The 23236-nt window shown below is 44.5% G+C and carries 23 protein-coding genes; 20 read left to right on the top strand and 3 right to left on the bottom strand.

The window, feature by feature from the left end; translation table 11 throughout:
- The first annotated feature begins 302 nt into the window (after nucleotides 1–302).
- The 16 genes from BGK61_RS09535 to BGK61_RS09460 all read left to right on the top strand — a co-directional run bounded on the left by BGK61_RS09535 (nucleotide 303) and on the right by BGK61_RS09460 (nucleotide 16869).
- Nucleotides 303–920, top strand: coding sequence for an SRPBCC family protein (locus BGK61_RS09535; protein WP_076010916.1), 618 nt, complete (start codon nucleotides 303–305; stop codon nucleotides 918–920).
- Nucleotides 921–1240: 320 nt separating this feature from the next.
- Nucleotides 1241–3844: a leucine--tRNA ligase gene (leuS, locus tag BGK61_RS09530; RefSeq protein WP_076010917.1), complete on the top strand. Its 2604-nt coding sequence runs from the start codon at nucleotides 1241–1243 to the stop codon at nucleotides 3842–3844.
- A gap of 11 nt (nucleotides 3845–3855) precedes the next feature.
- Entirely contained in the window at nucleotides 3856–4389 is a 534-nt protein-coding gene (locus BGK61_RS09525; RefSeq protein ID WP_014998247.1) for an LPS-assembly lipoprotein LptE, read from the top strand.
- 18 nt (nucleotides 4390–4407) lie between these two features.
- Entirely contained in the window at nucleotides 4408–5436 is a 1029-nt protein-coding gene (holA, locus tag BGK61_RS09520; RefSeq protein ID WP_076010918.1) for a DNA polymerase III subunit delta, read from the top strand.
- A gap of 13 nt (nucleotides 5437–5449) precedes the next feature.
- Nucleotides 5450–6151: a nicotinate (nicotinamide) nucleotide adenylyltransferase gene (gene nadD / locus BGK61_RS09515; RefSeq protein ID WP_014998245.1), complete on the top strand. Its 702-nt coding sequence runs from the start codon at nucleotides 5450–5452 to the stop codon at nucleotides 6149–6151.
- 17 nt (nucleotides 6152–6168) lie between these two features.
- Entirely contained in the window at nucleotides 6169–6486 is a 318-nt protein-coding gene (gene rsfS / locus BGK61_RS09510) for a ribosome silencing factor (RefSeq protein WP_014998244.1), read from the top strand.
- 115 nt (nucleotides 6487–6601) lie between these two features.
- On the top strand, nucleotides 6602–7072 hold the full coding sequence (rlmH, locus tag BGK61_RS09505; protein WP_014998243.1) for a 23S rRNA (pseudouridine(1915)-N(3))-methyltransferase RlmH: 471 nt from the start codon (nucleotides 6602–6604) through the stop codon (nucleotides 7070–7072).
- A gap of 30 nt (nucleotides 7073–7102) precedes the next feature.
- On the top strand, nucleotides 7103–9016 hold the full coding sequence (gene mrdA, locus BGK61_RS09500) for a penicillin-binding protein 2 (RefSeq protein WP_014998242.1): 1914 nt from the start codon (nucleotides 7103–7105) through the stop codon (nucleotides 9014–9016).
- A complete protein-coding gene (rodA, locus tag BGK61_RS09495; protein ID WP_014998241.1) occupies nucleotides 9016–10131 on the top strand; it encodes a rod shape-determining protein RodA in 1116 nt (371 codons plus the stop codon). Before mrdA ends, rodA begins: the two co-directional genes overlap by 1 nt.
- 5 nt (nucleotides 10132–10136) lie before the next feature.
- Nucleotides 10137–11159, top strand: coding sequence for a septal ring lytic transglycosylase RlpA family protein (locus BGK61_RS09490; protein ID WP_076010919.1), 1023 nt, complete (start codon nucleotides 10137–10139; stop codon nucleotides 11157–11159).
- Between the two features lie 434 nt (nucleotides 11160–11593).
- Nucleotides 11594–12778: a D-alanyl-D-alanine carboxypeptidase family protein gene (locus BGK61_RS09485; RefSeq protein WP_014998239.1), complete on the top strand. Its 1185-nt coding sequence runs from the start codon at nucleotides 11594–11596 to the stop codon at nucleotides 12776–12778.
- Nucleotides 12779–12879: 101 nt separating this feature from the next.
- Nucleotides 12880–13143, top strand: a complete 264-nt coding sequence (gene ybeD / locus BGK61_RS09480) for a DUF493 family protein YbeD (protein WP_014998238.1) — start codon at nucleotides 12880–12882, stop codon at nucleotides 13141–13143.
- Entirely contained in the window at nucleotides 13144–13815 is a 672-nt protein-coding gene (lipB, locus tag BGK61_RS09475; protein ID WP_076010920.1) for a lipoyl(octanoyl) transferase LipB, read from the top strand.
- Entirely contained in the window at nucleotides 13808–14770 is a 963-nt protein-coding gene (lipA, locus tag BGK61_RS09470) for a lipoyl synthase (protein ID WP_014998236.1), read from the top strand. Before lipB ends, lipA begins: the two co-directional genes overlap by 8 nt.
- Nucleotides 14771–14960: 190 nt before the next feature.
- Nucleotides 14961–15968 (top strand): asparaginase, encoded by a 1008-nt coding sequence (ansA, locus tag BGK61_RS09465; RefSeq protein WP_014998235.1) that lies wholly within the window; start codon nucleotides 14961–14963, stop codon nucleotides 15966–15968.
- Between the two features lie 61 nt (nucleotides 15969–16029).
- Entirely contained in the window at nucleotides 16030–16869 is an 840-nt protein-coding gene (locus BGK61_RS09460) for a DUF2797 domain-containing protein (protein ID WP_083648650.1), read from the top strand.
- A 100-nt stretch (nucleotides 16870–16969) separates the two neighbouring features.
- On the opposite strand, the gene BGK61_RS09455 is transcribed toward BGK61_RS09460, so the two are convergent.
- Together BGK61_RS09455 and BGK61_RS09450 are read right to left on the bottom strand one after the other, a co-directional pair.
- On the bottom strand, nucleotides 16970–17521 hold the full coding sequence (locus BGK61_RS09455) for an NAD(P)H nitroreductase (protein ID WP_014998233.1): 552 nt from the start codon (nucleotides 17519–17521) through the stop codon (nucleotides 16970–16972).
- 166 nt (nucleotides 17522–17687) lie between these two features.
- Nucleotides 17688–18302 (bottom strand): HvfX family Cu-binding RiPP maturation protein, encoded by a 615-nt coding sequence (locus tag BGK61_RS09450; protein WP_076010922.1) that lies wholly within the window; start codon nucleotides 18300–18302, stop codon nucleotides 17688–17690.
- Between the two features lie 44 nt (nucleotides 18303–18346).
- On the opposite strand from BGK61_RS09450, the gene BGK61_RS09445 reads away from it, so the two are divergent.
- The 3 genes from BGK61_RS09445 (at nucleotide 18347) to BGK61_RS09435 (ending at nucleotide 21120) form a co-directional block, all read left to right on the top strand.
- Nucleotides 18347–18538, top strand: coding sequence for a hypothetical protein (locus BGK61_RS09445; RefSeq protein ID WP_076010923.1), 192 nt, complete (start codon nucleotides 18347–18349; stop codon nucleotides 18536–18538).
- Between the two features lie 162 nt (nucleotides 18539–18700).
- Nucleotides 18701–20566: a signal peptide peptidase SppA gene (sppA, locus tag BGK61_RS09440; protein WP_076010924.1), complete on the top strand. Its 1866-nt coding sequence runs from the start codon at nucleotides 18701–18703 to the stop codon at nucleotides 20564–20566.
- A 44-nt stretch (nucleotides 20567–20610) separates the two neighbouring features.
- Nucleotides 20611–21120 carry a SprT family zinc-dependent metalloprotease gene (locus BGK61_RS09435; protein ID WP_338024233.1) on the top strand — a complete coding sequence of 170 codons (510 nt, stop codon included), beginning with the start codon at nucleotides 20611–20613 and terminating at the stop codon, nucleotides 21118–21120.
- Nucleotides 21121–21177: 57 nt separating this feature from the next.
- Here the strand turns inward: BGK61_RS09435 and yfbV are convergent, their stop codons facing one another.
- The gene (yfbV, locus tag BGK61_RS09430; protein ID WP_014949337.1) at nucleotides 21178–21627 is read right to left on the bottom strand and encodes a terminus macrodomain insulation protein YfbV; all 450 of its coding nucleotides are present in this window, start codon (nucleotides 21625–21627) and stop codon (nucleotides 21178–21180) included.
- Between the two features lie 611 nt (nucleotides 21628–22238).
- Here yfbV and trxB point away from each other — a divergent pair.
- Nucleotides 22239–23204 carry a thioredoxin-disulfide reductase gene (trxB, locus tag BGK61_RS09425; protein WP_076010926.1) on the top strand — a complete coding sequence of 322 codons (966 nt, stop codon included), beginning with the start codon at nucleotides 22239–22241 and terminating at the stop codon, nucleotides 23202–23204.
- Nucleotides 23205–23236 lie beyond the last annotated feature (32 nt).

The following is a 23236-nucleotide window of genomic DNA, read 5'->3' as shown; positions in this document are numbered from 1 at the left end:
CAACAAACAACCACCTTTAAGAATTTACAAGGGAATTGGATGAGGTTGCGATCCTTCGTTATGTATTTACGAATTGATACCAAACACAGCAAGGTGTAGCTTTTTATTACTGCGTTGCAGAATTTAAATACGAGAAAATCTACATTCTTTATATCTGCTTACTTTATGGGAACGCTAATTGGATAAAGCTGAAACCTTTACCTCTTAGAAGCATTCCCAGATTTTAACGCGTTGAATCGACATGGCGATTAAGCTCGAATTCGCGAATATACCAATCAACTAATGAGAACAGGGTTATAACAATGAAAACAAAAACAAACACTCGCTCACCTTTTCTTCTTACGTCCTGTGTTCTTTTATCCAGTTTGGGGGTGGCGTTTTCTTCAGCGTGTATGGCTAAGGTAAATTATGTAGACAATGCAGGCTTTTCAATTACCAATGTGAGTGAAAGTCATGCTCCTATAGAAGTGGTCTACTCTCACTTTATACAACATGTGGATATGTGGTGGCCGAAAGACCATACGTGGTGGAAAGGCTCATTACGCATTGATGAGCAAGCTGGCGGCTGTTTCTGCGAAACTACCGACACAGCTAGTGCAGCTCATATGCATATAAGCTATGTTGAACCGAATAAGAAAGTGGTCATGACAGGCGGATTAGGTCCGCTTCAAGAAATGGGCATAACGGGTGCTCTTACTTGGGAATTCACCACTATTGAAGCAACTGGGCCATCAAACGACGATACCAAGACCAGCACCACATCAAAGACTAAAGTAACGCTTACCTATAACGCTTCAGGCAATATTCATTTTGGTGGTAGCAAAGCATCTGAAGAAGACGCCTTCAATTTGGTTAATGTTGTCGACAAAGTGCAGGCGCAACAGTTAAATGCGCTAACGACGTTTAGCAACGAAAATTAATTCGCACCTTAGTAGCAATAATTTCAAAAGCTGTTGATAAGCCATCAGAGTCCCTTTTTATCACTTAAGATATTAGGTCTTAATTGCTAGTGGTTTGCGTCACACCTATCGATAACGCTCACTTTTCAATCAAGCAGCAATAAAAATTGCTTAGTTCAGTGTTAAGCTATTGAGGCATGGCTTAGCGGTGGGTTATTCTATTGGGCTATATGTATGTTAAGTGGGACAATCCCACGCGCGGTAAAATGGCAAATGTGCAGAAAATGCGCCTCATACCGACCCATAAACGTTTTAACTTTTAATGCGGAAGCCTAAGTTTCATGGCCGATAATCAGTACAATCCGAAAGACATTGAACAACGCGTTCAGCAATACTGGGAAGAGAACCAATCTTTTAAAGCAAACGATGATGTAGAAAAAGAAAAATTCTACTGTCTGTCTATGTTCCCATATCCTAGTGGCCGACTTCACATGGGTCACGTGCGTAACTACACCATTGGTGACGTAATCAGCCGTTTCCAGCGCATGCAGGGTAAAAATGTATTGCAGCCTATGGGTTGGGATGCTTTTGGACTTCCGGCTGAAAATGCAGCAATTAACAACAACACTGCACCGGCGAAATGGACATACTCAAATATTGATTACATGAAAAACCAACTTCGCTCGTTGGGTTTCGGTTACGACTGGGATCGCGAAGTAACTACATGTAAATCAGATTACTATCGCTGGGAACAGTGGTTCTTCACACGTCTTTACGAAAAAGGTCTTGTTTACAAGAAGAACTCTACCGTGAACTGGGATCCTGTCGACCAAACTGTTTTGGCTAACGAGCAGGTAATCGACGGTCGCGGATGGCGCTCAGGAGCTCTTGTAGAGCAAAAAGAAATTCCACAGTGGTTTATTAAAATTACTGACTATGCTGAAGAACTATTACAAGACCTAGAACAGCTTGAAGAATGGCCAGACCAAGTACGCGCTATGCAGGCAAACTGGATTGGTCGCTCTGAAGGTGTTGAAATTACCTTCGACTTAGCGTCAGCTGTTAACGACATTGCCGACTTAACGGTATATACCACACGCCCAGATACCTTCTACGGGGTTACATACGTTGCAGTAGCTGCGCAGCACCCTCTTGCCGAATTCGCAGCAAAATCGAACCCAGATTTAGCGGCATTCATCGACGAATGTAAGAACACCAAAGTTGCTGAAGCAGAGTTAGCAACTATGGAGAAAAAAGGTTTTGCCACTGGTTTTGAGGTGGTTCATCCTCTTACGGGTGAAAAGCTTCCAATTTGGGTCGCTAACTTCGTATTGATGGACTACGGTTCAGGCGCGGTGATGGCCGTTCCTGGTCACGACCAGCGCGATTGGGAATTTGCGACTAAATACAACCTGCCAATTAAGCAAGTTATTGCGCCTAACGCGGGTGATGAAGACAAGTGCGACCTTACTGCCTCTGCATTTACTGAAAAAGGCAGCTTGATCAATTCTGATAAATTCGACGGTCTTGAATTCGATGCCGCATTCAATGGTATTGCCGATGAACTTGAAGGCAAAGGCTGTGGTAAGCGCAAAGTAAATTACCGTCTACGTGACTGGGGCGTAAGCCGTCAGCGTTACTGGGGCGCACCTATTCCAATGTTGAATTTGGAAAACGGTGAATCAGTACCTGTTCCTGCTGACCAACTACCGGTTGTTTTACCTGAAGACGTGGAAATGAATGGCGTAACGTCGCCGATTAAAGCTGACCCTGAGTGGGCAAAAACCACTTACAATGGCCAAGCTGCTTTACGTGAAACAGATACCTTCGACACCTTTATGGAGTCGTCTTGGTACTACGCGCGTTATGCAAGTGCAGCCAATAATGATGCCATGCTTGACCCTACTTCAGCCAACTACTGGCTGCCGGTAGATCAGTACATCGGTGGTATTGAGCACGCTATCTTGCACTTGCTTTACTCGCGTTTCTTCCACAAATTGCTACGCGATGAAGGCTTGGTAAACTCTGACGAACCGTTTAAGCGTTTGTTGTGTCAAGGTATGGTGTTAGCTGACTCTTACTACCGTGAAGACGCATCTGGTAAGAAGACCTGGTTCTCGCCTACAGAAGTAAGCACAGAAAAAGACGAGAAAGGCCGCATTGTTAAAGCGTGGCTAACCGCCGATGGTGAGGAAGTTATTCACGGCGGTATGACAAAAATGTCTAAGTCGAAGAATAACGGTATAGACCCACAAGAAGTTATCGACCAATACGGTGCCGATACAGTACGTCTATTCACTATGTTCGCAGCGCCACCAGAGCAAACCCTTGAATGGGTAGATTCAGGCGTTGAAGGTGCAAACCGTTTCTTACGCCGTATCTGGAAGTTGGTGACTGAGCACGTTGAAAAAGGCACACCAGAAGCCATCGACGTTAATGCACTGTCTAAAGACCAACAAGCCCTTCGTCGTGAAGTGCACAAGACCATTGAGAAAGTGTCTGATGACTTAGGTCGTCGCCAAACCTTTAACACTGCGGTTGCAGCGGTAATGGAATTGCTAAACCACCTTCAAAAAGCGCCACAAGACAACGCTCAGGACATCGCTATTATGCGCGAAGCCTGTGAATCAATCTTGTTGCTTCTAAACCCAATTACGCCGCACATTGCTCACGAGCTATGGAAAGTGTTGGGTCACAACGAAGATATCGACCTAGCACCATGGCCACAAGCTGATAAAGCTGCATTGGTTGAAGACGAAAAACTTATCATTGTTCAGGTTAACGGTAAGGTTCGCGCTAAAATGACAATTGCTGCTGATGCAAGCAAAGAGAGCATTGAGGCGTCTGCGAAAGAGCAACCAAACGTTCAGCAATTCATCGAAGGTAAAACCATTCGTAAAGTGATTGTTGTACCTGGCAAGCTTGTAAACATTGTAGCTAACTAGGTCAGGTAGTGATGAAAAAGCACTTACAATTCGCAGTCGCCGTATTGGGTACCGTTTTGGTAACAGGCTGTGGCTTTCATTTAAGAAGCAGCCCTAGCCTACCAGATGACATTAACACGGTTGCCATTGAAAGTGCTCGAGCACATGCGCCTTTGGCGCGTGCGCTTGATAAACGCTTGAACGTTTACGGGCTAACCAGTGTCAGCGTAGATAAAACAGCTCGCTCTAACCAAAATGTTAATATTTATTTATTACCAGAAAAATTAGAGCGTCAGCTTTTGTCAGTTTACCCTTCGGGGCAAGTTGCTGAATATGAGCTTATCTACGTTGTACGTTACCGCGTGCAGTTTCCTGGTAAAGACGCCGTTATGGTTCAATTTGAAGTAGTACGAGATTATCAAGACGATCCTGATCAAGTTTTGGCAAAATCTCGTGAACTTGAATTAATGTTAAACGAAATGCGTGACGAAGCGGCTGACATTATGATTAGGCGCCTTTCTAGTCAGGCAGCAGCTGCGCCAAACGCGTCAGCACCTGCCAAGTAGTAAACGCCAGAACTCTTCATGCAGATTTATCCAAACCAATTCAACCAAGATATCACGAAGGCTCTTCGCCCTTGTTATTTAGTGTTTGGAGACGAACCTCAGCAAAAGTTCGACGTTATTGAGCAAATACGCGCTAAAGCGAAAGCCAATGGCTTTGAAGAGCGTACCGTACTTGTTGCTGAAACCGGGTTCAATTGGACCCAGCTAATTGAAGCCACGCAAAGCATGTCGCTTTTTTCAAGCCAACAGTTTATCGAGTTAGAGCTCCCTACCGGAAAGCCGGGCACTGAAGGCAGTAAAATGCTGCAAGAAGTCGCTGCATCTTTAAACCCCGATATTCTATTGTTGGTACACGGGCCGAAAATTGGCAAAGACGTGCAGCGCGGTAAATGGTTTAAAGTGCTCGATGACATGGGCGCTTCGGTACTGTGTTACCCGTTGGAAGGCAAGCAGCTCAGTGCATGGCTAAATCAACAGTTAAGTGCCCTCCAACTTTCCGTATCAGCGTCTGGCGCCAAGATGATTGCTGATTTCTGCGAAGGCAACATGCTTGCCGCTAAGCAAGAAATTGATAAGCTTGCCCTGCTCTATCCTCATCAGTCTATTTCAGATGAACAGATTGAGCAGGCCATGGTTGATCAGTCACGTTTTAATGTATTCCAACTGGTTGACGTTATGCTTAGCGGCGACAGTACCCGCTGCATAAAAATGCTTTACCGCTTAGAAAGTGAGGGCCTGGAGCCAAATATCATCATTTGGGCACTTATTCGAGAGTGGGAGCAGTTGTGGAAATTAAAACTTGCTCAGCAAAGCGGTGCCCCCATTCAGTGGCAGAAGTTTGGTATCTGGCGTAACAGGCAAGGCTTTTATCAAAGTGCATTGAACCGCCTTAGCGTCGCGCGATTAGAAGACATTCAAAAGGCGCTTACCCAGTCAGATCATGCTTTTAAGCAAAATGTGATTGCCCGCCCTTATGTAGAAATGTGTCACCTATGCATGATGTTTATGGGTATGGACCTTCGCGAAATACCCCTATTACAAGCTTAAAAGGCGAAGTACTGTGAGTCTCTCGCGTTCTCCCAAATCTAGCCCTGCCGTTAAAGCTATCCTTGGCGGCACTTTTAATCCTCCACACAAAGGTCATATTAGCGCCGCACTTAAGGCAGCAGATGAAATAGGTGTAAATGTCGTTCACCTAATGCCTTGTAAATTAGCACCTCATAAGTCGGTCGGGGTCTCTGAAACCCATCGGGTAAAAATGATTGAACTTTGCGCCGAAAATAACGACAGACTTATTCCAGAGCTAATAGAACTGACACTGCCGTCGCCATCTTATACAGTTAAAACGCTGCGGGCGCTTAAACAGAAAAGCGATGAAACAATCTGTTTTTTCATTGGCGCGGATTCACTGTATAATCTAGATAAATGGTACGAGTGGGAACACCTGCTCGATTACTGTCACTTAGTGGTTATGCGTAGAGACGACGAACAATTTTCGCCTCCTCCCGCAATACAAGCTTGGTTAGATTGTCATGTGACTAACGATATAAATGTTATTCACGCAAAGCCTGCAGGCCATGTAGTGTTAACTAGCACGCCACTTTATAGTGTTTCATCTACTGAAATTCGTGATGTACTTGCAGGTGCAACCGCACCTGAGAAAACCGAGACACCAAACGGTTCTAACGCCCGCTCTTCTGATTTGTGGTTAGAAGAAAGCGTACTAGAGTACATTAATGAACATCAGTTATATAAAAGTTAAGTAAGTGAGGAAAACTCTTGGAGAGTCAACAGCTCAAACAGTTTGTTAAAGACAAAATTGACGATATGAAAGGCCGTGATGTAGTTGAACTAGACGTTCGCGGTAAATCAAGTATTACAGATACCATGATCATTTGTTCGGGTAACTCTAAGCGCCACGTTTCATCTATTGCAGAAAATGTAATGGTAGAAGCTAAGAAAGCAGGCCACGCGCCGGGAAGCGTGGAAGGTAAGGAAACCGGCGAATGGGTTCTCGTCGACTTTGGTGATGTCATTTTGCATGTTATGCAGGATGAAACCCGTGATTTCTACCAGCTAGAAAAACTGTGGTCATAGTGGCTTAAACGCCAATTATAAACTTGCAGTAGCACGGTCGATAAAGGCCATACCCAAACGCGTATGGCCTTTATTGTATAAGTGAAAGTGTAATTCCTGCAGTAAGGGTAACAAAGTGCGTATACAAATCGTCGCAGTTGGAACGAAAATGCCAAGTTGGGTAAACACTGGCGTGGATGAGTTTATTCGTCGCTTTCCCAGCGACATGCCGGTATCTTTCACCGAAATCCCAGCGGGCAAACGCGGGAAAAATGCGGATATCAAACGCATTTTGGAAAAAGAAGGTGAGCAAATGCTGGCCGCTATCCCAAAAGGAAATCGCATTGTTACGTTAGAAGTAACGGGCAAACCCTGGGACACGCCGACTCTTGCAAAACAACTAGACAACTGGAAAATGGACGGGCGCGACGTGAGTTTGCTCATTGGTGGCCCTGAAGGACTAGCACCTGAATGTATTGCTGCGTCCGAGCAAAAATGGTCGTTATCAGCCCTTACTCTCCCCCATCCTCTGGTTAGAATAATTCTTACTGAGAGCCTTTACCGCGCGTGGTCGGTCACGCAAAACCATCCTTATCACCGTGAGTAAGGTGATGCTACACTGATGCAAAGGAAGTCGATGCAACGAAAGCGCCAAGCAATACGAGACCACTCCGCAGAAGCGAACTTGTTCGCCCGCCGAGCGACTATTGCTTTTATCATTGTTGTTGCCATGTTGGGCATTGTGCTCAACAACCTCTATTCTTTGCAGGTTACTCAGTTTGAAGATTATCAAACCCGCTCAAACGGCAACCGAATTAAGGTTCTACCCATAGCACCAAATCGCGGTCTCATCTATGACCGCAACGGTGTGCTTTTAGCAGAAAATCGTCCGGTTTTCAGTTTGGAAGTCATTCCAGAACAAGTGGATGACATAGACCAAACCCTTAGTGATTTAACTGAATTAATGGGCATCACCAGCGATGAAATTGAACGCTTTCAATCTACGCTCAAAGGCACCCGTCGATTTAAACCCGTTGCTCTTCGCACACAGCTAAGTGAAGAAGAAGTGGCGCTATTCTCTGCCAGTAAACACAAATTCCCTGGTGTACAAATTGAAGCCCGTTTAGCTCGACATTACCCCTACAAAGAAACGCTCACTCATGCCCTTGGCTACGTAGCGCGCATTAACAAACGAGATTTACAAAAACTGGTTGAAGCAGGTCAGGAAGATAATTACGCAGCAACCCACGATATAGGCAAGCTTGGCATTGAGAAGTACCATGAAGAGCTACTGCACGGAAAAGTGGGCTATCAGCAGGTAGAAGTAAACAACCAAGGCCGAATTATTCGCGTTCTTAGCGTTGAACCTCCCACACCGGGCAAAGATATCGTACTTAACCTAGATTTAGAGCTTCAGTTAGAGGCTCAGCGAATTATAGAAGGTATGCGCGGTGCTGTAGTGGTAACCGATGTTAAAACCGGCGGCGTACTGGCACTTTATTCTAACCCCAGTTACGACCCCAATTTATTTGTGCACGGTATCAGCAGCAAGAATTACTCTGCACTACTGAATTCACCAGACCGCCCGTTAATTAACCGAGCGACCCAAGGGCAATACCCTCCCGCTTCAACCATCAAACCCCACTTGGGTTTTGTTGGGCTAGAAGAAGGAGTAATCACTAAAGACTATACGGTTAATGACACTGGGCGCTATCAGCTGCCAAATGTGTCTCACGTGTGGCGCGATTGGCGTCGATGGGGACATGGAAAAGTTAACGTATCAAAAGCAATAGAAGTGTCGTGCGATACCTATTATTACGAGCTAGCGTATAAATTAGGTATCGATAAGATCAGTGAGTCTATGTACGAATTCGGATTCGGTGATTTCACGGGTATCGATCTTTATGAAGAATCAGACGCTAACATGCCAAGCCGGGGTTGGAAGCGAGCTCGCTTTAATCAACCTTGGTATATCGGGGATACCATTCCTGTAGGTATAGGACAGAGCTACTGGACCACAACACCTGTGCAATTAAACACGTCGGTAAATACATTAATTAATGCCGGTGAACGTTATATTCCACAGATTATTCGCGGCTATATGAATACCGATGGGTCCGTTGACTTGATTCCATTAAAATCACTGCGCCCCATAGAAATAAAGAACCGCAAGAACTTAGATGTCGTGTTAAACGCAATGCGCGATGTGGTGAGCGGCGAAGAAGGCGGCGCGCGCCATGCATTTGCCGACACCCCGTACGACTCTGCGGGTAAAACGGGCACAGCCCAGCTATTCACCGTGGGTCAAAATGAGAAGTATGATGCAACTAAAATAGATGAGCGCTTGCGCGATAATGCCATGTACGTTGGCTTTGCACCTTTCAATGACCCAGAGATATCCGTAACCGTGGTGCTTGAAAACGTAGGCGGTGGTAGTAAGAACGCTGCGCCTGTCGCCCGCCAAATCATGGACTTTTATTTCAGAGATCGTGTTTTTGAGCCTGTGGTAGCTGACACGGCGAACAGTGACAATGAATTAGGGACAAACTAGTGAAAAGAACCACCATAAACCCTAATAAAATTAGCTTTCTTCAACGCATTCATATTGACGGCTGGCTGCTAGTCGGCTTACTTGTATTAAGTTGTGTTGGCCTATTTACACTTTATTCTGCTTCTGGGCAGGATATGGAGCAGATGGAGCGCCAGTTTATCAGGCTTGGATTTAGCTTTATCGTTATGTTTGGGTTAGCCCAGCTTCCTTTGGGTGTGTTTAGGTTTTTCTCAACCTATGCCTATGGTGTAGGGCTTTTAATGCTAGTGGCCGTATTGCTATTTGGCGATATGGGCAAAGGTGCACAGCGCTGGCTCGACCTAGGCTTTATTCGTTTTCAGCCCTCAGAATTAATGAAACTCGCCGTACCCATGATGGTTGCATGGTATATCAGTAAGTTCACGATGCCACCACGCACAACCCATATCATTGTTGGTTTTGGTCTAGTCGTGGTTCCTACTATTCTTATTGCTAAGCAGCCCGACTTAGGTACATCCCTATTGATAGCCAGTTCAGGCATTTTCGCTATATTTCTGGCAGGCATGAGTTGGCGGCTAATATCGGTAGTTGGGGGCCTTATTGGGGCGTTTGCGCCTGTCATGTGGTTCTTCCTAATGAAGGATTATCAAAAGCAGCGCGTGTTAACCTTTTTAAACCCGGAAAGCGATCCATTAGGTTCAGGGTACCATATCATTCAATCTAAGATTGCTATTGGTTCAGGTGGTGTTGACGGCAAAGGCTGGCTGCAAGGCACGCAGTCGCAGCTAGAGTTTTTACCCGAACGTCATACCGACTTTATTTTTTCTGTTTTCAGTGAAGAATTTGGCCTGACTGGTGTCATGTGTTTAATGGCAATTTATATTTTCATTATTTTACGCGGCCTTATAATTTCCAGTCGCGCGCAAGACGCATACGCTAAACTGCTTGGCGGCAGTATTACGCTTACCTTTTTTGTTTATGTATTTGTAAATATGGGCATGGTGTCTGGCTTACTTCCCGTGGTTGGCGTACCGCTACCTTTGGTGAGTTTTGGTGGAACATCCATGGTGACTTTAATGGCAGGTTTTGGCATTCTTATGGCCATTGCCACTCAGAAACGTTTAATGTCTAGATAACTTGTATGGTGCAGCGCCTTTTTTCGGTTCTTGATTTTGTTAAAACAGGTTTAGTTAACGCGGGTCTTATTAACGTAAACCAAGCAAACGGACAATTCTTTCGCTATGGCTCTGCCGTTTTTATTGCGCTGGCCCTAGTGGGCTGCCAAAGTGCACCTACACAATCTGGCCGTTACACTCAACAGCAAGACTCAGCGCCTAAGCACGTAGCTAAAAAGCCAGAAACACTGGACGCAGTTCCCAAATACGAAGCGTACAGAATGTTTAATAGCAGGCCCTATAAGGTACTGGGCAAGCATTATACCCCTCTGGACAGCGGTAAAGGCTATGAGGAAGTTGGTTACGCCAGCTGGTATGGCCAGAAGTTTCACGGACATCTAACGTCAAATGGTGAAACCTATAATATGTTCGCCATGAGCGCTGCACATAAAACGTTGCCGCTCCCCTCTTACGTGCGTGTTACCAACTTGGAAAACAATAAGCAGGCTATTGTAAGGGTAAACGACCGCGGTCCTTTTCACGATGATAGAATTATCGACCTTTCATACGCAGCCGCAGTAAAATTGGGCTATCACAGCAAAGGCACAGCCAAAGTAAAGCTTGAAGTCATTCACTTTGATGAACAAAACAATGTAACGGTAGGAAATAATCCAACGGTAACCTACGACGAATATTTGGGTATTGCGGTTGTACCTTCGCCGGCACTGGCATCAACGACGCCAAAACCGCCTATAGCGCCAGCACCGAATGCTACCGACAGTGCGTCAAGCAGCAGTGATAAAAATAACAATGTGGCAACTGATGCGATTTATATTCAAGTTGCTGCCCTATCAAACGCGGAGAAAGCCAAATCAATTTCGAATGTATTATCTGCGCTATACCAAATACCGGCTCATCTTCCGGTTACTGATAATATTTACAAGCTTCAGCTGGGCCCTATTCATGATGAAGCCGTCGTTGCAGAAGTGCTCGAACAGTTAAAGCAAAACGGTTATCCCAACGCGTATGCAATAACACAAACGCTCTAGATTCTCCGATAAGATAAACACCTTGTTTTCTATATAACTTAACAACGGCGCTTTTAACGTGGCTTTTTGTTTGAATAAACCTAAAGTAAACCCCACCGAAGCCCTAAAAGACATAACTTAGCCGCAACTTCTCGCTCATAAAAACAACGACATTATGGCAATAATGTGTCATTCAGCAGGCAATATCACGGTTTCTTCGCCTAATCCCTACAATCACGTAAACTTTTTTGATAAAACCTAGTCTTATAAGCGGCCTTTCGTTAAGATCTCTCGCCACCTCAGTTAAAAAACGGGGTGGAATAACAGAATTCGGTAACGAACTGGACAAAAGCTAAAATTGGGTAGCCATGTTTTGCGGTAATCGTTTCGCGGTCATCGCAACAATAAGGTAAGCTTTAACTCACACGGATAAAACGGTCAAAGAAATTAGAACCATGCTCAGAATAATTCAACGCGCTAAACCGTCATTACTTTCATTTGCCTTTTTGGTGATAGGCACATTACTGCACACAGCGAACGCTGCGGTAGTCACTCCGCCTGCTCCTTCAGTTGCTGCAGAGGGTTTTCTTCTTACCGACTTTGAAACTGGTCATGTCATTGCATCTAAAAATGCAGACATGCAGCTTGCTCCTGCAAGCTTAACGAAAATAATGACCATTTATGTTATTGGTAAAGAACTACAAGCCGGTAACATCAGCCTAGACGACGAAGTGACTATCTCGGAAAATGCATGGGCAAAGAAATTCCCTGATTCGTCTAAAATGTTTATCGAAGTAGGTACTCAGGTTTCAGTACGCGACTTACTACGTGGTATCGTTGTGCAGTCAGGTAATGATGCCTGTGTTGCTATGGCAGAACACGTAGCGGGTTCAGAATCTGCTTTCGCCAGTATGATGAACGCACACACGGCATCACTTGGTATGACAGGTTCTCACTGGGTTAATGCCCACGGCCTTCACGACCCAGATCACTACACTACCCCTCGTGACATGGCTATTCTGTCTCGCGCGCTTATCGCAGAAACACCAGAAATGTACAAGATTTACAGCGAGAAGGAATTCACCTACAACGGCATCAAGCAATACAACCGCAATAGCTTATTGTGGGACAAGAGCTTAAACGTAGATGGCATTAAAACTGGCCACACGTCAGATGCGGGCTACAGCCTTATCACTTCTGCAGAGCAAGGCGGTATGCGTCTAATTTCTGTAGTTATGGGTACTGATAGCGAACGTGCGCGTAAAGTTGAAAACAAAAAGCTACTTAAGTATGGCTTCCGTTTTTACGAGACACTTACGCCATACCAAGCGGGCCACAGTTTCGTTGCTCACCGCATCTACATGGGTGATAGAGAGACAGTAGACCTTGGAATTAATCAATCTACCCCCATTACTATTCCACGCGGTCAGGCGGCTAATTTAGAAGCTAACTTCGAACTTGATGACAAGCTTGAAGCACCACTTGCAAAAGGTCAGGTTGTTGGAAAACTATATCTACAACTAGACGGCGAAGATGTGGCTAGCTATCCACTTGTTACCCTTCAAGAAGTAAAAGAAGGCAGCTTCTTTAACCGCATGAAAGACTACATTATGCTTCAGCTAGGATTTGACGACGAGTAAACACCTTTACTGAATACGTTAAAAAGCTAGTTGTGAAGCGGCCAGATTTGTTACAATCTGGCCGTTTTTTTATATGATATTTTAAGTACCAAGGATATCGCATGGATACCCGTTTTGACGAATTACTAGATTTTCCAACAAACCAAACGTTTAAAGTCATGGGCGTTGCTCATGAAGACTTACCCGAACAGGTAGTTAGCTGTCTTCAACAGCACGCGCCTGGCGATTACTCGCCTAACGTAAAACCAAGTAGTAAAGGTACTTACCACTCGGTTTCTATCAGTGTGCGTGTAACCAGTAAAGAGCACATGGAAACTATTTACACTGAACTTGCCAAATTAGAGCTAGTTAGGGTTGTACTATAAGTGAATGAGCAGTCGATAGCGTCTGACGCAAACGGCGTTATAGTACGTCAGTTAGGGCGTCAGCCGTATGAGCCTATCTTCGAGGCAATGAAGCGCTTCACCGATGAACGCGACCAAAACACCCAGGATGAAATTTGGCTTGTTGAGCACGATGCTGTCTTTACGCAAGGACAAGCGGGCAAAGCTGAACACATACTTATGCCTGGTGACATTCCTGTTGTTCAGGTTGACCGGGGCGGCCAGGTAACCTACCACGGTCCGGGGCAACAAGTTATTTATCTGATGCTAAATATTAAGCGCAGAAAGCTGGGTGTTCGCCATTTAGTCACTGCTATGGAAGAATCGGTGGTCGGACTACTTGCAAAATACGGCGTGACAGCGTATCCAAAGCCCGATGCGCCTGGCGTATACGTCGATGAGAAGAAAGTTTGTTCATTAGGTTTAAGAATACGTAATGGCTGCTCGTTTCATGGCTTAGCTTTAAATGTTAATATGGACCTATCACCGTTTCAGCGTATTAACCCTTGCGGTTATGCCGGTATGGAAATGATCGATACCGCGCGCCTCAATGGTCCGACTACGCTTGAGACCGCTGGTAATGAATTAACGCATTTGTTGCTAGAAGCGCTTTCCATTGCACAGCCAACATACAAAGAAGGTTTTGATGAGTAATGCACGACCTCAAGCGGGGGTAAAACTCCGTGATGATGAAAAAGTAAAACACATTCCCGTCACTATTATTCCTACTGAAAAGGAAGAAATGCTGCGCAAGCCGGAGTGGATTAAAATCAAACTTCCTCGTACTACCGAGAAAATTGATCACATCAAACAGACACTTCGCAAAAACAATCTTCACTCTGTGTGTGAAGAAGCGAGTTGTCCTAACCTTGCCGAGTGTTTTAACCACGGTACAGCCACCTTTATGATTCTAGGTGATATTTGTACTCGTCGTTGTCCTTTCTGTGACGTAGCCCACGGTAAACCTCTGCCTCCTAGTGCAGAAGAGCCTGAGAAGCTGGCTAAAACCATTGCAGAAATGAATCTGCGCTATGTGGTAATTACCTCTGTAGACCGTGACGACCTTCGCGATGGCGGTGCTCAGCATTTCGTAGACTGTATTAACGCCATTCGCGAGCATAGCCCAACGACGACAATCGAAGTATTAGTACCCGACTTCCGTGGACGTATGGATCGTGCATTAGAGATTTTCAAAAACGGCGTACCTGATGTGTTCAACCATAACCTAGAGACGATTCCGCGTTTGTACCGTGAATGTCGCCCTGGCGCGAACTACCAATGGTCGTTGGATTTGCTTAAAAAGTTTAAAGCGCAACACCCTGACGTGATGACCAAATCTGGCCTGATGATGGGTATGGGTGAAGAGAACGAAGAGATTCAAGGCGTACTTGATGATCTACGCGCTCACAATGTGGACATGCTTACGCTGGGTCAATACCTTCAGCCAAGTCGCCACCACTACCCGGTTAAGCGCTACGTACACCCTAAGGAGTTCGACGCCCTTGGTGACTACGCAAAAGAAATTGGCTTTACCCATGCGGCATGTGGCCCTATGGTTCGCTCTAGCTACCATGCTGACCAACAAGCAGCGGGTAAAGAAGTTAAGTAGTACCGAACTTCAGCATAGGGCCCAGCCTAGCGCTGACAAAAAGTTGATACAGAATAAAAGCGGTGATCTTCACCGCTTTTTTGTACCTTCGTATTTCAGGGTGACAAACCCGTGGGTATTGTTAGAATGCCCGTCAAATTACGCTATCCCCTTTTGAAAAGTATTCCCAAATTAAGGGTAAGGTCATTTCATGCGCAAACATATATATATTGCCTATACAGGTGGAACAATTGGTATGAAGCCTTCCAAGCAAGGCTACGTACCCGCTGCAGGCTTCTTATCAGATACATTGAAAAAGATGCCAGAGTTTCACCGTTCTGAAATGCCCCTTTTTACACTGCATGAATACGATAATCTTATTGATTCATCAGACATGGATCCGTCTGACTGGCAGCGTATTGCCGATGATATCGCTGACAACTACGACAAGTACGATGGCTTCATTATTTTGCACGGTACTGACACCATGGCATATACCGCCTCGGCGTTAAGTTTCATGCTTGAGGATTTGTCAAAACCAGTCATTGTTACCGGTTCTCAAATTCCATTGGCAGAGCTTCGTTCAGATGGCCAAGTCAACCTTCTAAACGCGTTATACGTTGCCGCGAACTTCCCCATTGCCGAAGTTGGGCTATTCTTCAATAACAGACTACTTCGTGGCAACCGCAGCCGTAAAGTGGATGCAGATGGCTTCAGTGCGTTTGACTCACCTAACTTCCCTCCACTATTAGAAGCTGGCATTAATATTCGTCTGAAAGCCGGCGAATTAGCGAAGACGCCAAACAACACCTTAACGGTGTCGAACGTTAAAGCCCAGCCTATTGGTATGGTAAGTTTGTATCCCGGTATTGCGCCAGAGGTGATTAAAAACACGCTACAGCAACCTGTGAACGCGTTGATTTTACTGAGTTATGGCGTGGGCAATGCCCCTCAAAACCCTGAACTTATCGCGCAATTAAAATACGCAAAGGCCAGAGAAATTCCCGTTCTAAACTGTACCCAGTGTATGCGCGGTCGCGTAAACATGGGTGGCTATGCAACGGGCCATGGCCTGCAAGAAGTGGGAGTTTTATCTGGTAGCGATATGACGCCCGAGGCGGCTCTCGCGAAACTGCACTACTTATTAAGCAAAGGGCTCCCTTTTGAGGAAATAAGCCAACTGCTAACGCAGAACTTGCGCGGCGAGTTAAGCGAATAACAGCCTAATTCTAAAAGCTGAATAAACTACAGAAAGTCTCAAAGCATTAAGGTTTTAACAAGTGACAACTACATATTCGGGTATGCTCAGAAAAATGCGTACCACTGCCGATGAAAACAATACCGTGCACTACTCGCTTCCAATTGGTGATGAGTCAGTAGATATCAATGCTCTCATCGGCAAGGAAGTAACGGTAACCTACTCTGGTGAAATCAACTGTGTTCACTGCAATCGCAAAACCAAGAAAAGCTTTAACCAAGGTTACTGCTACCCGTGTTTAATCTCATTGGCACAATGCGATAGCTGTATTATCAAACCAGAAAAGTGCCATTACCATGAAGGAACGTGCAGAGAACCGCAGTGGGGTGAAGAACATTGCTTTAGCGAGCATTTTGTTTATTTGGCAAATACTGGCACGGTAAAAGTAGGTATTACTCGTCAAGTTACCGATGGCGTGTCTACCCGTTGGATGGATCAAGGTGCCACGCAGGCCACAGTAATGCTGCGGGTTCCCGACAGGCTTACCAGCGGATTAGTTGAAACCTTATGCAAAGATCACATTGCTGATAAGACCAATTGGCGAACTATGCTTAAAGGCAAGCCAGACGAGGTTGATTTAGAGCAGGTAAAAACTGAATTGATGGATAAAATTGAAGGTGGGTTAGAAGCGCTAAAGCAAGAAAAAGGGCTGCAAGCGGTATCAGAAGTAACTACGCCTATCCATGATATTCATTACCCAGTTGAAGATTATCCGGTAAAGATAAAGTCATTGAATCTCGATAAAACACCATCGTTTAGTGGTGTGTTACAAGGGATTAAGGGGCAATATTGGATGCTAGACGGCGATCGCGTTATCAATATTAGGAAGTTCGCCGGTTATAATGTAGACCTATCTTTCTAGGTAAAATATGAGGGTCTTATTTTATACTGCCTGTAAAAATAAGACCCTAATTACACGCCGCTAGCTATCTTATGCGGCAGTTTATTCGAATCGGTATCAACTACTGCCAGAATTCAAAGTAGTCGTTACTATTTCTTTGCGGTTTTGGTGCAGGCTCAAATGCTGGTGTTCCTAAATATAGGAAACCTACTAGTTCGTCTTCCTCACTTAAGCCTAATCCGCTTCTTACCGTTTCACAGTGTGCGTAACTACCGGTGCGCCACATACCGTTAAAACCCTGTGCTACGGCCGCCATTTGCATCGCCATAACACCACAGCTTGCTGAAGCTATTTGCTCAACACGCGGTACCTTTTCATGTTCAACATGCTTGGCAATGGCTACGATAACCATAGGCGCGCGGTGAGGAAGCTGCACGGCACGTTCAATTTCTTTTTGCGATTTTTCGTTTTCTATAGCAGATTGTTCATACAGTGCACCTAGCTTATCCAGCCCTTTTCCTGTACATACAATAAAACGCCACGGAGTGAGGCACGCATGGTCAGGTGCACGTAGCGCAGCCTGCATAATATTCTCTAAGGCATCACCACTTGGCGCTGGCGCTTCTAATCGAGGTTGAGAACTTCTATTGAGTAACAATGTTAATGCGTCCATTTACGTCCCTACTTTATATTTTCACCTAGTTGCTAGCACGCTTTTAAATTTAGAAAAGAGAAAAGCATGTCTACATCAATGATATACCTAATCTAGATGCTAGATCCTACGGTCCATAAACAAAAAAGACCAGAAAATTCCGGCCTTTTATAAAGACAGTAAAGCTTTATTCGTCAGTTTTTCCACTCACTGCCTTATTCACATAATAATCGATGCTAAAGAACCGACCACCGCCGTAAATAAACAACACTAAAAGCATAATAAAATACGTTGCAGCGAATTCGATACCGTTGTTAAGTATTACAAAGCTACCGCTAGATGTTAGCCAGTCGTAATGACCATGCTCCTGCAACAATGATTTAGCGGCAGATAATTTCTCTGGCGCTGCCATAATAGTTTCGTTTAATAAGATAGTACCGTCAGCTAGCCATGAAGATGCATCAGCAATAGCAAGCCACCCGTTTTTTGCATGCACGCTTACCATAGCAACGACCATAGTTGTCATTAACGGAATGCTCACCAAACGAGTTAATGCACCGAACAATAACAAAACCCCGCCTACCAGTTCTGAAGCTGTTGCTAAGAACGCCATCACAAGAGGCATAGGTAAACCAAGCCCGTAGTCTTCGTTACCAAACCAATCGACAATGCTGTCAAAACTAGATGCTTTATTCCAACCAGCCTGTATCATCACAGGTGCTAAATATAAACGAAGTAAAAGTAATGGGATGCCATCCGCTAATTGCAGTCGTTCTACAATTTTCTGGTATAGGTGTGTCATTGTTTTGCCTGTTAAGAGTAATTAGAAGATAAGAACGGCACGTTATGAAAAAAATTTCATCGCCTAAAGACAAGCCTTCTCCGTTTCTGCGGCTGATGAAAAGAGGCCATAGAAAAACAGAGTACAAAGCAGAAAACGGAAAATTGCTAATGGCTTTCAGCGAAGAAGATCACAAGCGTATCGCAACCCTTATTGGTCGATGGCTGGATAAGGACCCAACAGATAAGGCCGACTGAAATAAGTTGTAAGTAAGCGAAAACAAAGACACTCACAAAAAATTACAATTAATTTCGCGATCTTACTCGATTTAGGTAACATAATAGATTGCAGTACGTGAGTAAGGTATGCCTGACCTACCTTACTCTGGTTAGTTAATTCAAAAAAAGGTAGTGATAAAAATGGCAGCCAAAGGAAATTGGACTAAATCCTTGTTTATTGGCTTGTGGACGGTGCTTAACTTCACCCGCAAACTTTTCTTTAACTTGATATTCATTGTTATTTTTGTTGGATTGATTATCGTAATAGCTGGTCAGGATGATGAGCAGTTTACCGTAAACAAAGACAGTGCTTTATTTCTTACGCTTAACGGAAAGCTTGTTATAGAAAAGGAAAGTATTGACCCTTTCGAACAATTCTTACAAGAATCGCTTGGCAGTGAGCCTGAAAACCCTGAAGTACTTGTACGCGATGTAGTGAAAGTGCTGGAAAATGCGCAAAAAGATCGCCGTATTAAAGCGTTGGTTCTTGACCTACACGGGCTAACTGGCGGTGGCTTAGACAAACTTCGTACTGTGGCTAATGCCATCGATGCGTTTAAAGAATCAGAAAAGCCTGTTTATGCCATTGGTGACTACTTTTCTCAAGATCAGTATTACTTAGCGGCGCACGCCGATACCATTTATCTTAACCCCATGGGCGGTTTGCTGTTCGAAGGCTACGGCCGCTACGGCATGTACTTCAAAGACATGCTAGAAAAGCTTAAGGTGACCACGCATATTTTCCGTGTTGGTACCTATAAATCTGCTGTTGAGCCTATCATGCGAAATGATATGTCTGAAGAAGCAAAAGAAGCAGAGAAGCAGTGGCTAGACGGTTACTGGGCGCAATACAAAGCAGATGTTGCAGCAGCGCGTGGTATCGACGAAGCAAACTTTGACGAGACCCTTGACGGCCTATTGGCTAAGTTTGAAGCCGCAGGTGGCGACTTTGCTCAATATGCACTAGAAAACAACTGGGTTGACGCGTTAAAAACCCGCGAAGAAGTAAGACTGGAGCTTACTGAATTAGTTGGTGAAGATGATAACAATCACGGCGTAAACCTCACTTCATTTAATACCTACCTGAAAGTGATTAACCCACCTATGCCGGTTATCGAGTCTGATATGGACAAAGTCGCCATTGTAGTTGCCAAAGGCACTATTTTAGACGGTAACCAAAAGGCAGGTACGATAGGTGGTGACAGCACCGCTCGTCTTTTAAGAAAGGCACGTCTAGACGACAACGTAAAAGCGGTGGTGCTTCAGATTGATTCACCAGGAGGCAGCGCATTCGCGTCTGAAATTATTCGTCAGGAAGTATTGCAATTACAACAAGCTGGTAAGCCGGTTATTGCTTCTATGAGCACTTACGCAGCATCAGGTGGCTATTGGATTGCAGCCAGCACTGACAGAATTATCGCAAGCCCAAGCACAATAACGGGTTCAATTGGTGTGTTTGGCATGTTTATGACCTACGAAAACTCTCTAGATTACTTAGGTATTCACAGTGACGGAGTGGGCTCTACCGAGCTAGCAGGTTTCTCAGCTATTCGCCCTCTTGCACCTGAATTCGGTCAAATTCTTCAGCGCAACGTTGAAAACACCTACGGTAACTTTTTATCGTTGGTTTCAAATGCTCGAGGCATGAGCGTGGAAGAAGTTGACAGTGTTGCCCAAGGTCGCGTTTGGATTGGCGAAGATGCCATTGAACTTGGTTTAGTAGACCAGCTTGGTACTATTGACGATGCGATTGTTGCAGCAGCTGAATTAGCGGAACTTGAGAAGTACGATACGTTTTACGTTCAACGTACGTTAAGTGCCCAGGAAATTTTCTGGAAAGAATTTTTTGGCCAAGCCATGACCTTTGTAGGAAAATGGCAATTTGCTAACGCCGATTCTGCACTTGTAAATGAATTCAAGCGTGTACTTAAAGATTTTAGCTTGGTAAACCAATTAAACGACCCTAAAGGTACGTACGTTCTATGCTTGCCTTGTGACGTTAAATAATTAACGCGCAGTAACGGTTAATAAGAAAGAAAGTAAGTAAATAAATAGACAGAGGCAGCAACATCGCTTCAAATGACTTAACTCAAGAACAGCGTCGCGTTATTACCGACGCTGTTTTTTATTGCTACGAACAAGCAGAGCATTACTTCAAGCGAACGTTCGAGCGCCCTACCATTACGTTCAGACGCTCAGGTAAAAATGCAGGTACCGCTTTTTTACAACAAAACCGCGTAAATTTTCACCCTATTCTGTTTAAAGAAAATATTGACGCTTTTTTAAGTGATGTTGTGCCACACGAAGTCAGTCATTTGCTGGTGTGGACTCTGTTTGGCAGAGTTCAGCCCCATGGCAAAGAATGGCAGTCGATAATGCACAGTGTGTTTAACTGTCCCCCTAGTGCAACTCATCAATTTGACGTGAAAAGGGTAACCCGCACTTTCCATTACGTTTGTGATTGTGACACTTACGCGCTAAGTACGCGCAGGCACAACAATATTCTTAAAGGGGCACAATATAAATGTAGAAAATGTCAGGCCCTGCTTAGAACGTCCTAAGCGTTTCGCCAAAAACAATGGTAAGCAAAGGGCTGACTTAGGATGCGTCGCTATCTTTTAGTTAAACCAGTGCTTAGTAAACGCATTGTCTAGGTCATTGAAGGCTGTTTTAAGCAGTTGGGCTAGCTCTTTGTACTTGGGCTTTGACTTAGCATTGGTTATAGCCACTCCTTGCGAACGCATTTTAGAGTGGATTTCTTGATACCAGCTTTTCAGCTGGGGCGGTAAGTATTGATCAGAACGATGGCCTAACCAAAGTAAACCTTGCATAGGTAAGCTTAAGAAAAAAGCACCTATTGTGATGGTTTGAGGCAAATAATCAGCACCTAGGTTCTGATAAAGTAACGCGCATGACACCATCGCGACTGGTGGCATAGTTTTAATCGCGAATTTAGTCGCAGCGACAACGCGGCACTCTGGAAAAAAGGCATAGAGTTCTTTTCTCACAGGCCATGTCTTCATGTACTGCTGACCGTTTTTCAACATTGTCATTATTGATTGAGACATGCCTCACCTCTTCATTAAACCACTTCTACCGGCCTCAGTACCGATATTACTAACGTCATTATTCGATAGATCTAACTAAATTGTAATCCGCTTTTTGGCTAATACAAACTGGTTCTACTAAATCAGTACGTATTTGCAGCAAGAAGCTATCACTGTCGATTTTAGCAAATTAGATATCTGACTTGTTAATTAAGTTTCGTTGAAATAGCGGTTTCAGAGGGTGGATTGACAATTCATCCCGACACACCGTTTCAATAATCGTTATCCACTTTTTAAGCGTCATTGCTGTACGCTTGGCTCAATAACTAAATTAAGAAGCGTTAAAATATCAACAACGCTAAGAATTAAAAGGCATAAGTTCATCTTATCTTTAAGTGACATTTTCGTCGCTTAAAGGCATCATATAGCTTTTGAGCCTAATCATTATGCTGCATGGCTTTGTTGTATCTTTCTTAGAAGCGTGTCGACATCCCCTGCAGATTCTGTATTGGCAAATTACTATAATAAAAGTAACTAGGTGTTGAGCTTGATTTACAGATTTTTGCCCCTACCTAGCTTTCTAAGAGAAAATTTATAAGTAACCCGAGCGGGTGAATTATTTGGAGAGGAAAATGGCAGAAAGCAGACACGTCCGTCTACTTATCTTGGGTTCAGGCCCTGCAGGTTACTCAGCTGCAGTTTATGCTGCACGTGCAAACCTTAAACCTGTTCTATTAACTGGTATTCAACAAGGCGGACAGCTTACTACCACCACAGAAGTTGAAAACTGGCCAGGCGACCCTGAAGGCCTTACTGGTCCTGATCTAATGGTTCGTATGCAAAAGCATGCTGAAAAGTTTGATACCGAAATCATTTTCGATCACATCAATAAGACTGACTTTTCTAAGCGTCCTTTCACGCTTTATGGAGATAGCGGTACATACACATGTGACGCGCTTATCATCGCAACGGGTGCATCTGCTAAGTACCTGGGCCTTGAGTCAGAACAAGCGTTTATGGGTAAGGGTGTTTCTGCCTGTGCAACCTGTGACGGTTTCTTCTACCGCAATCAAAAAGTAGCGGTTATCGGTGGTGGTAACACGGCCGTTGAAGAAGCGCTGTACCTTTCTAATATCGCTTCTGAAGTACACGTGATTCACAGAAGAGATAGCTTTAGAAGTGAAAAAATTCTAGAGCAACGCCTTCGTGACAAAGCTGAAAACGGTAACGTGGTCTTGCACCTAAATCGCACCCTAGACGAAGTTCTGGGCGATGAAATGGGCGTAACCAAAATCCGTATTAAAGATACAAATAGTGATGCGACAGAAGAGATTGATGTAATGGGTCTTTTCGTTGCAATCGGTCACAAACCGAATACCGATATCTTCGACGGTCAGCTTGAAATGAAAGATGGCTACATCGTTGTAAACAGCGGTACAAACGGCAATGCAACGCAAACCAGTGTTGAAGGTGTATTTGCTGCAGGTGACGTGAGCGATCATATTTATCGTCAGGCTATTACATCAGCAGGTACTGGATGTATGGCGGCGCTAGATGCTGAAAAATACTTAGATGGTACTATGCCTGAACAAGGTTAATACTGTTTACCAAGCCCTGCTATTCAGTAGGG

The sequence above is a fragment of the Alteromonas abrolhosensis genome (genome assembly GCF_001953635.1).
Classification (GTDB): Bacteria; Pseudomonadota; Gammaproteobacteria; order Enterobacterales; family Alteromonadaceae; genus Alteromonas; species Alteromonas abrolhosensis.
The sequence above is the reverse complement of the archived record's forward strand: the minus strand, read 5'-3'. Positions and strand labels throughout refer to the sequence as shown.

Bases quoted from the DNA above. Each gene is read 5' to 3' on its own strand.
- BGK61_RS09450 (WP_076010922.1), bottom strand. From the start codon at position 18,302: ATGACACACCTATACCAGAAAATTGTAGAACGACTGCAATTAGCGGAT.
- ansA (WP_014998235.1), top strand. From the start codon at position 14,961: ATGCGCAAACATATATATATTGCCTATACAGGTGGAACAATTGGTATG.
- sppA (WP_076010924.1), top strand. From the start codon at position 18,701: ATGGCAGCCAAAGGAAATTGGACTAAATCCTTGTTTATTGGCTTGTGG.
- lipA (WP_014998236.1), top strand. From the start codon at position 13,808: ATGAGTAATGCACGACCTCAAGCGGGGGTAAAACTCCGTGATGATGAA.
- trxB (WP_076010926.1), top strand. From the start codon at position 22,239: ATGGCAGAAAGCAGACACGTCCGTCTACTTATCTTGGGTTCAGGCCCT.
- BGK61_RS09535 (WP_076010916.1), top strand. From the start codon at position 303: ATGAAAACAAAAACAAACACTCGCTCACCTTTTCTTCTTACGTCCTGT.
- leuS (WP_076010917.1), top strand. From the start codon at position 1,241: ATGGCCGATAATCAGTACAATCCGAAAGACATTGAACAACGCGTTCAG.
- BGK61_RS09525 (WP_014998247.1), top strand. From the start codon at position 3,856: ATGAAAAAGCACTTACAATTCGCAGTCGCCGTATTGGGTACCGTTTTG.
- ybeD (WP_014998238.1), top strand. From the start codon at position 12,880: ATGGATACCCGTTTTGACGAATTACTAGATTTTCCAACAAACCAAACG.
- BGK61_RS09485 (WP_014998239.1), top strand. From the start codon at position 11,594: ATGCTCAGAATAATTCAACGCGCTAAACCGTCATTACTTTCATTTGCC.
- BGK61_RS09455 (WP_014998233.1), bottom strand. From the start codon at position 17,521: ATGGACGCATTAACATTGTTACTCAATAGAAGTTCTCAACCTCGATTA.
- holA (WP_076010918.1), top strand. From the start codon at position 4,408: ATGCAGATTTATCCAAACCAATTCAACCAAGATATCACGAAGGCTCTT.
- mrdA (WP_014998242.1), top strand. From the start codon at position 7,103: ATGCAACGAAAGCGCCAAGCAATACGAGACCACTCCGCAGAAGCGAAC.
- yfbV (WP_014949337.1), bottom strand. From the start codon at position 21,627: ATGTCTCAATCAATAATGACAATGTTGAAAAACGGTCAGCAGTACATG.
- BGK61_RS09445 (WP_076010923.1), top strand. From the start codon at position 18,347: ATGAAAAAAATTTCATCGCCTAAAGACAAGCCTTCTCCGTTTCTGCGG.
- BGK61_RS09490 (WP_076010919.1), top strand. From the start codon at position 10,137: ATGGTGCAGCGCCTTTTTTCGGTTCTTGATTTTGTTAAAACAGGTTTA.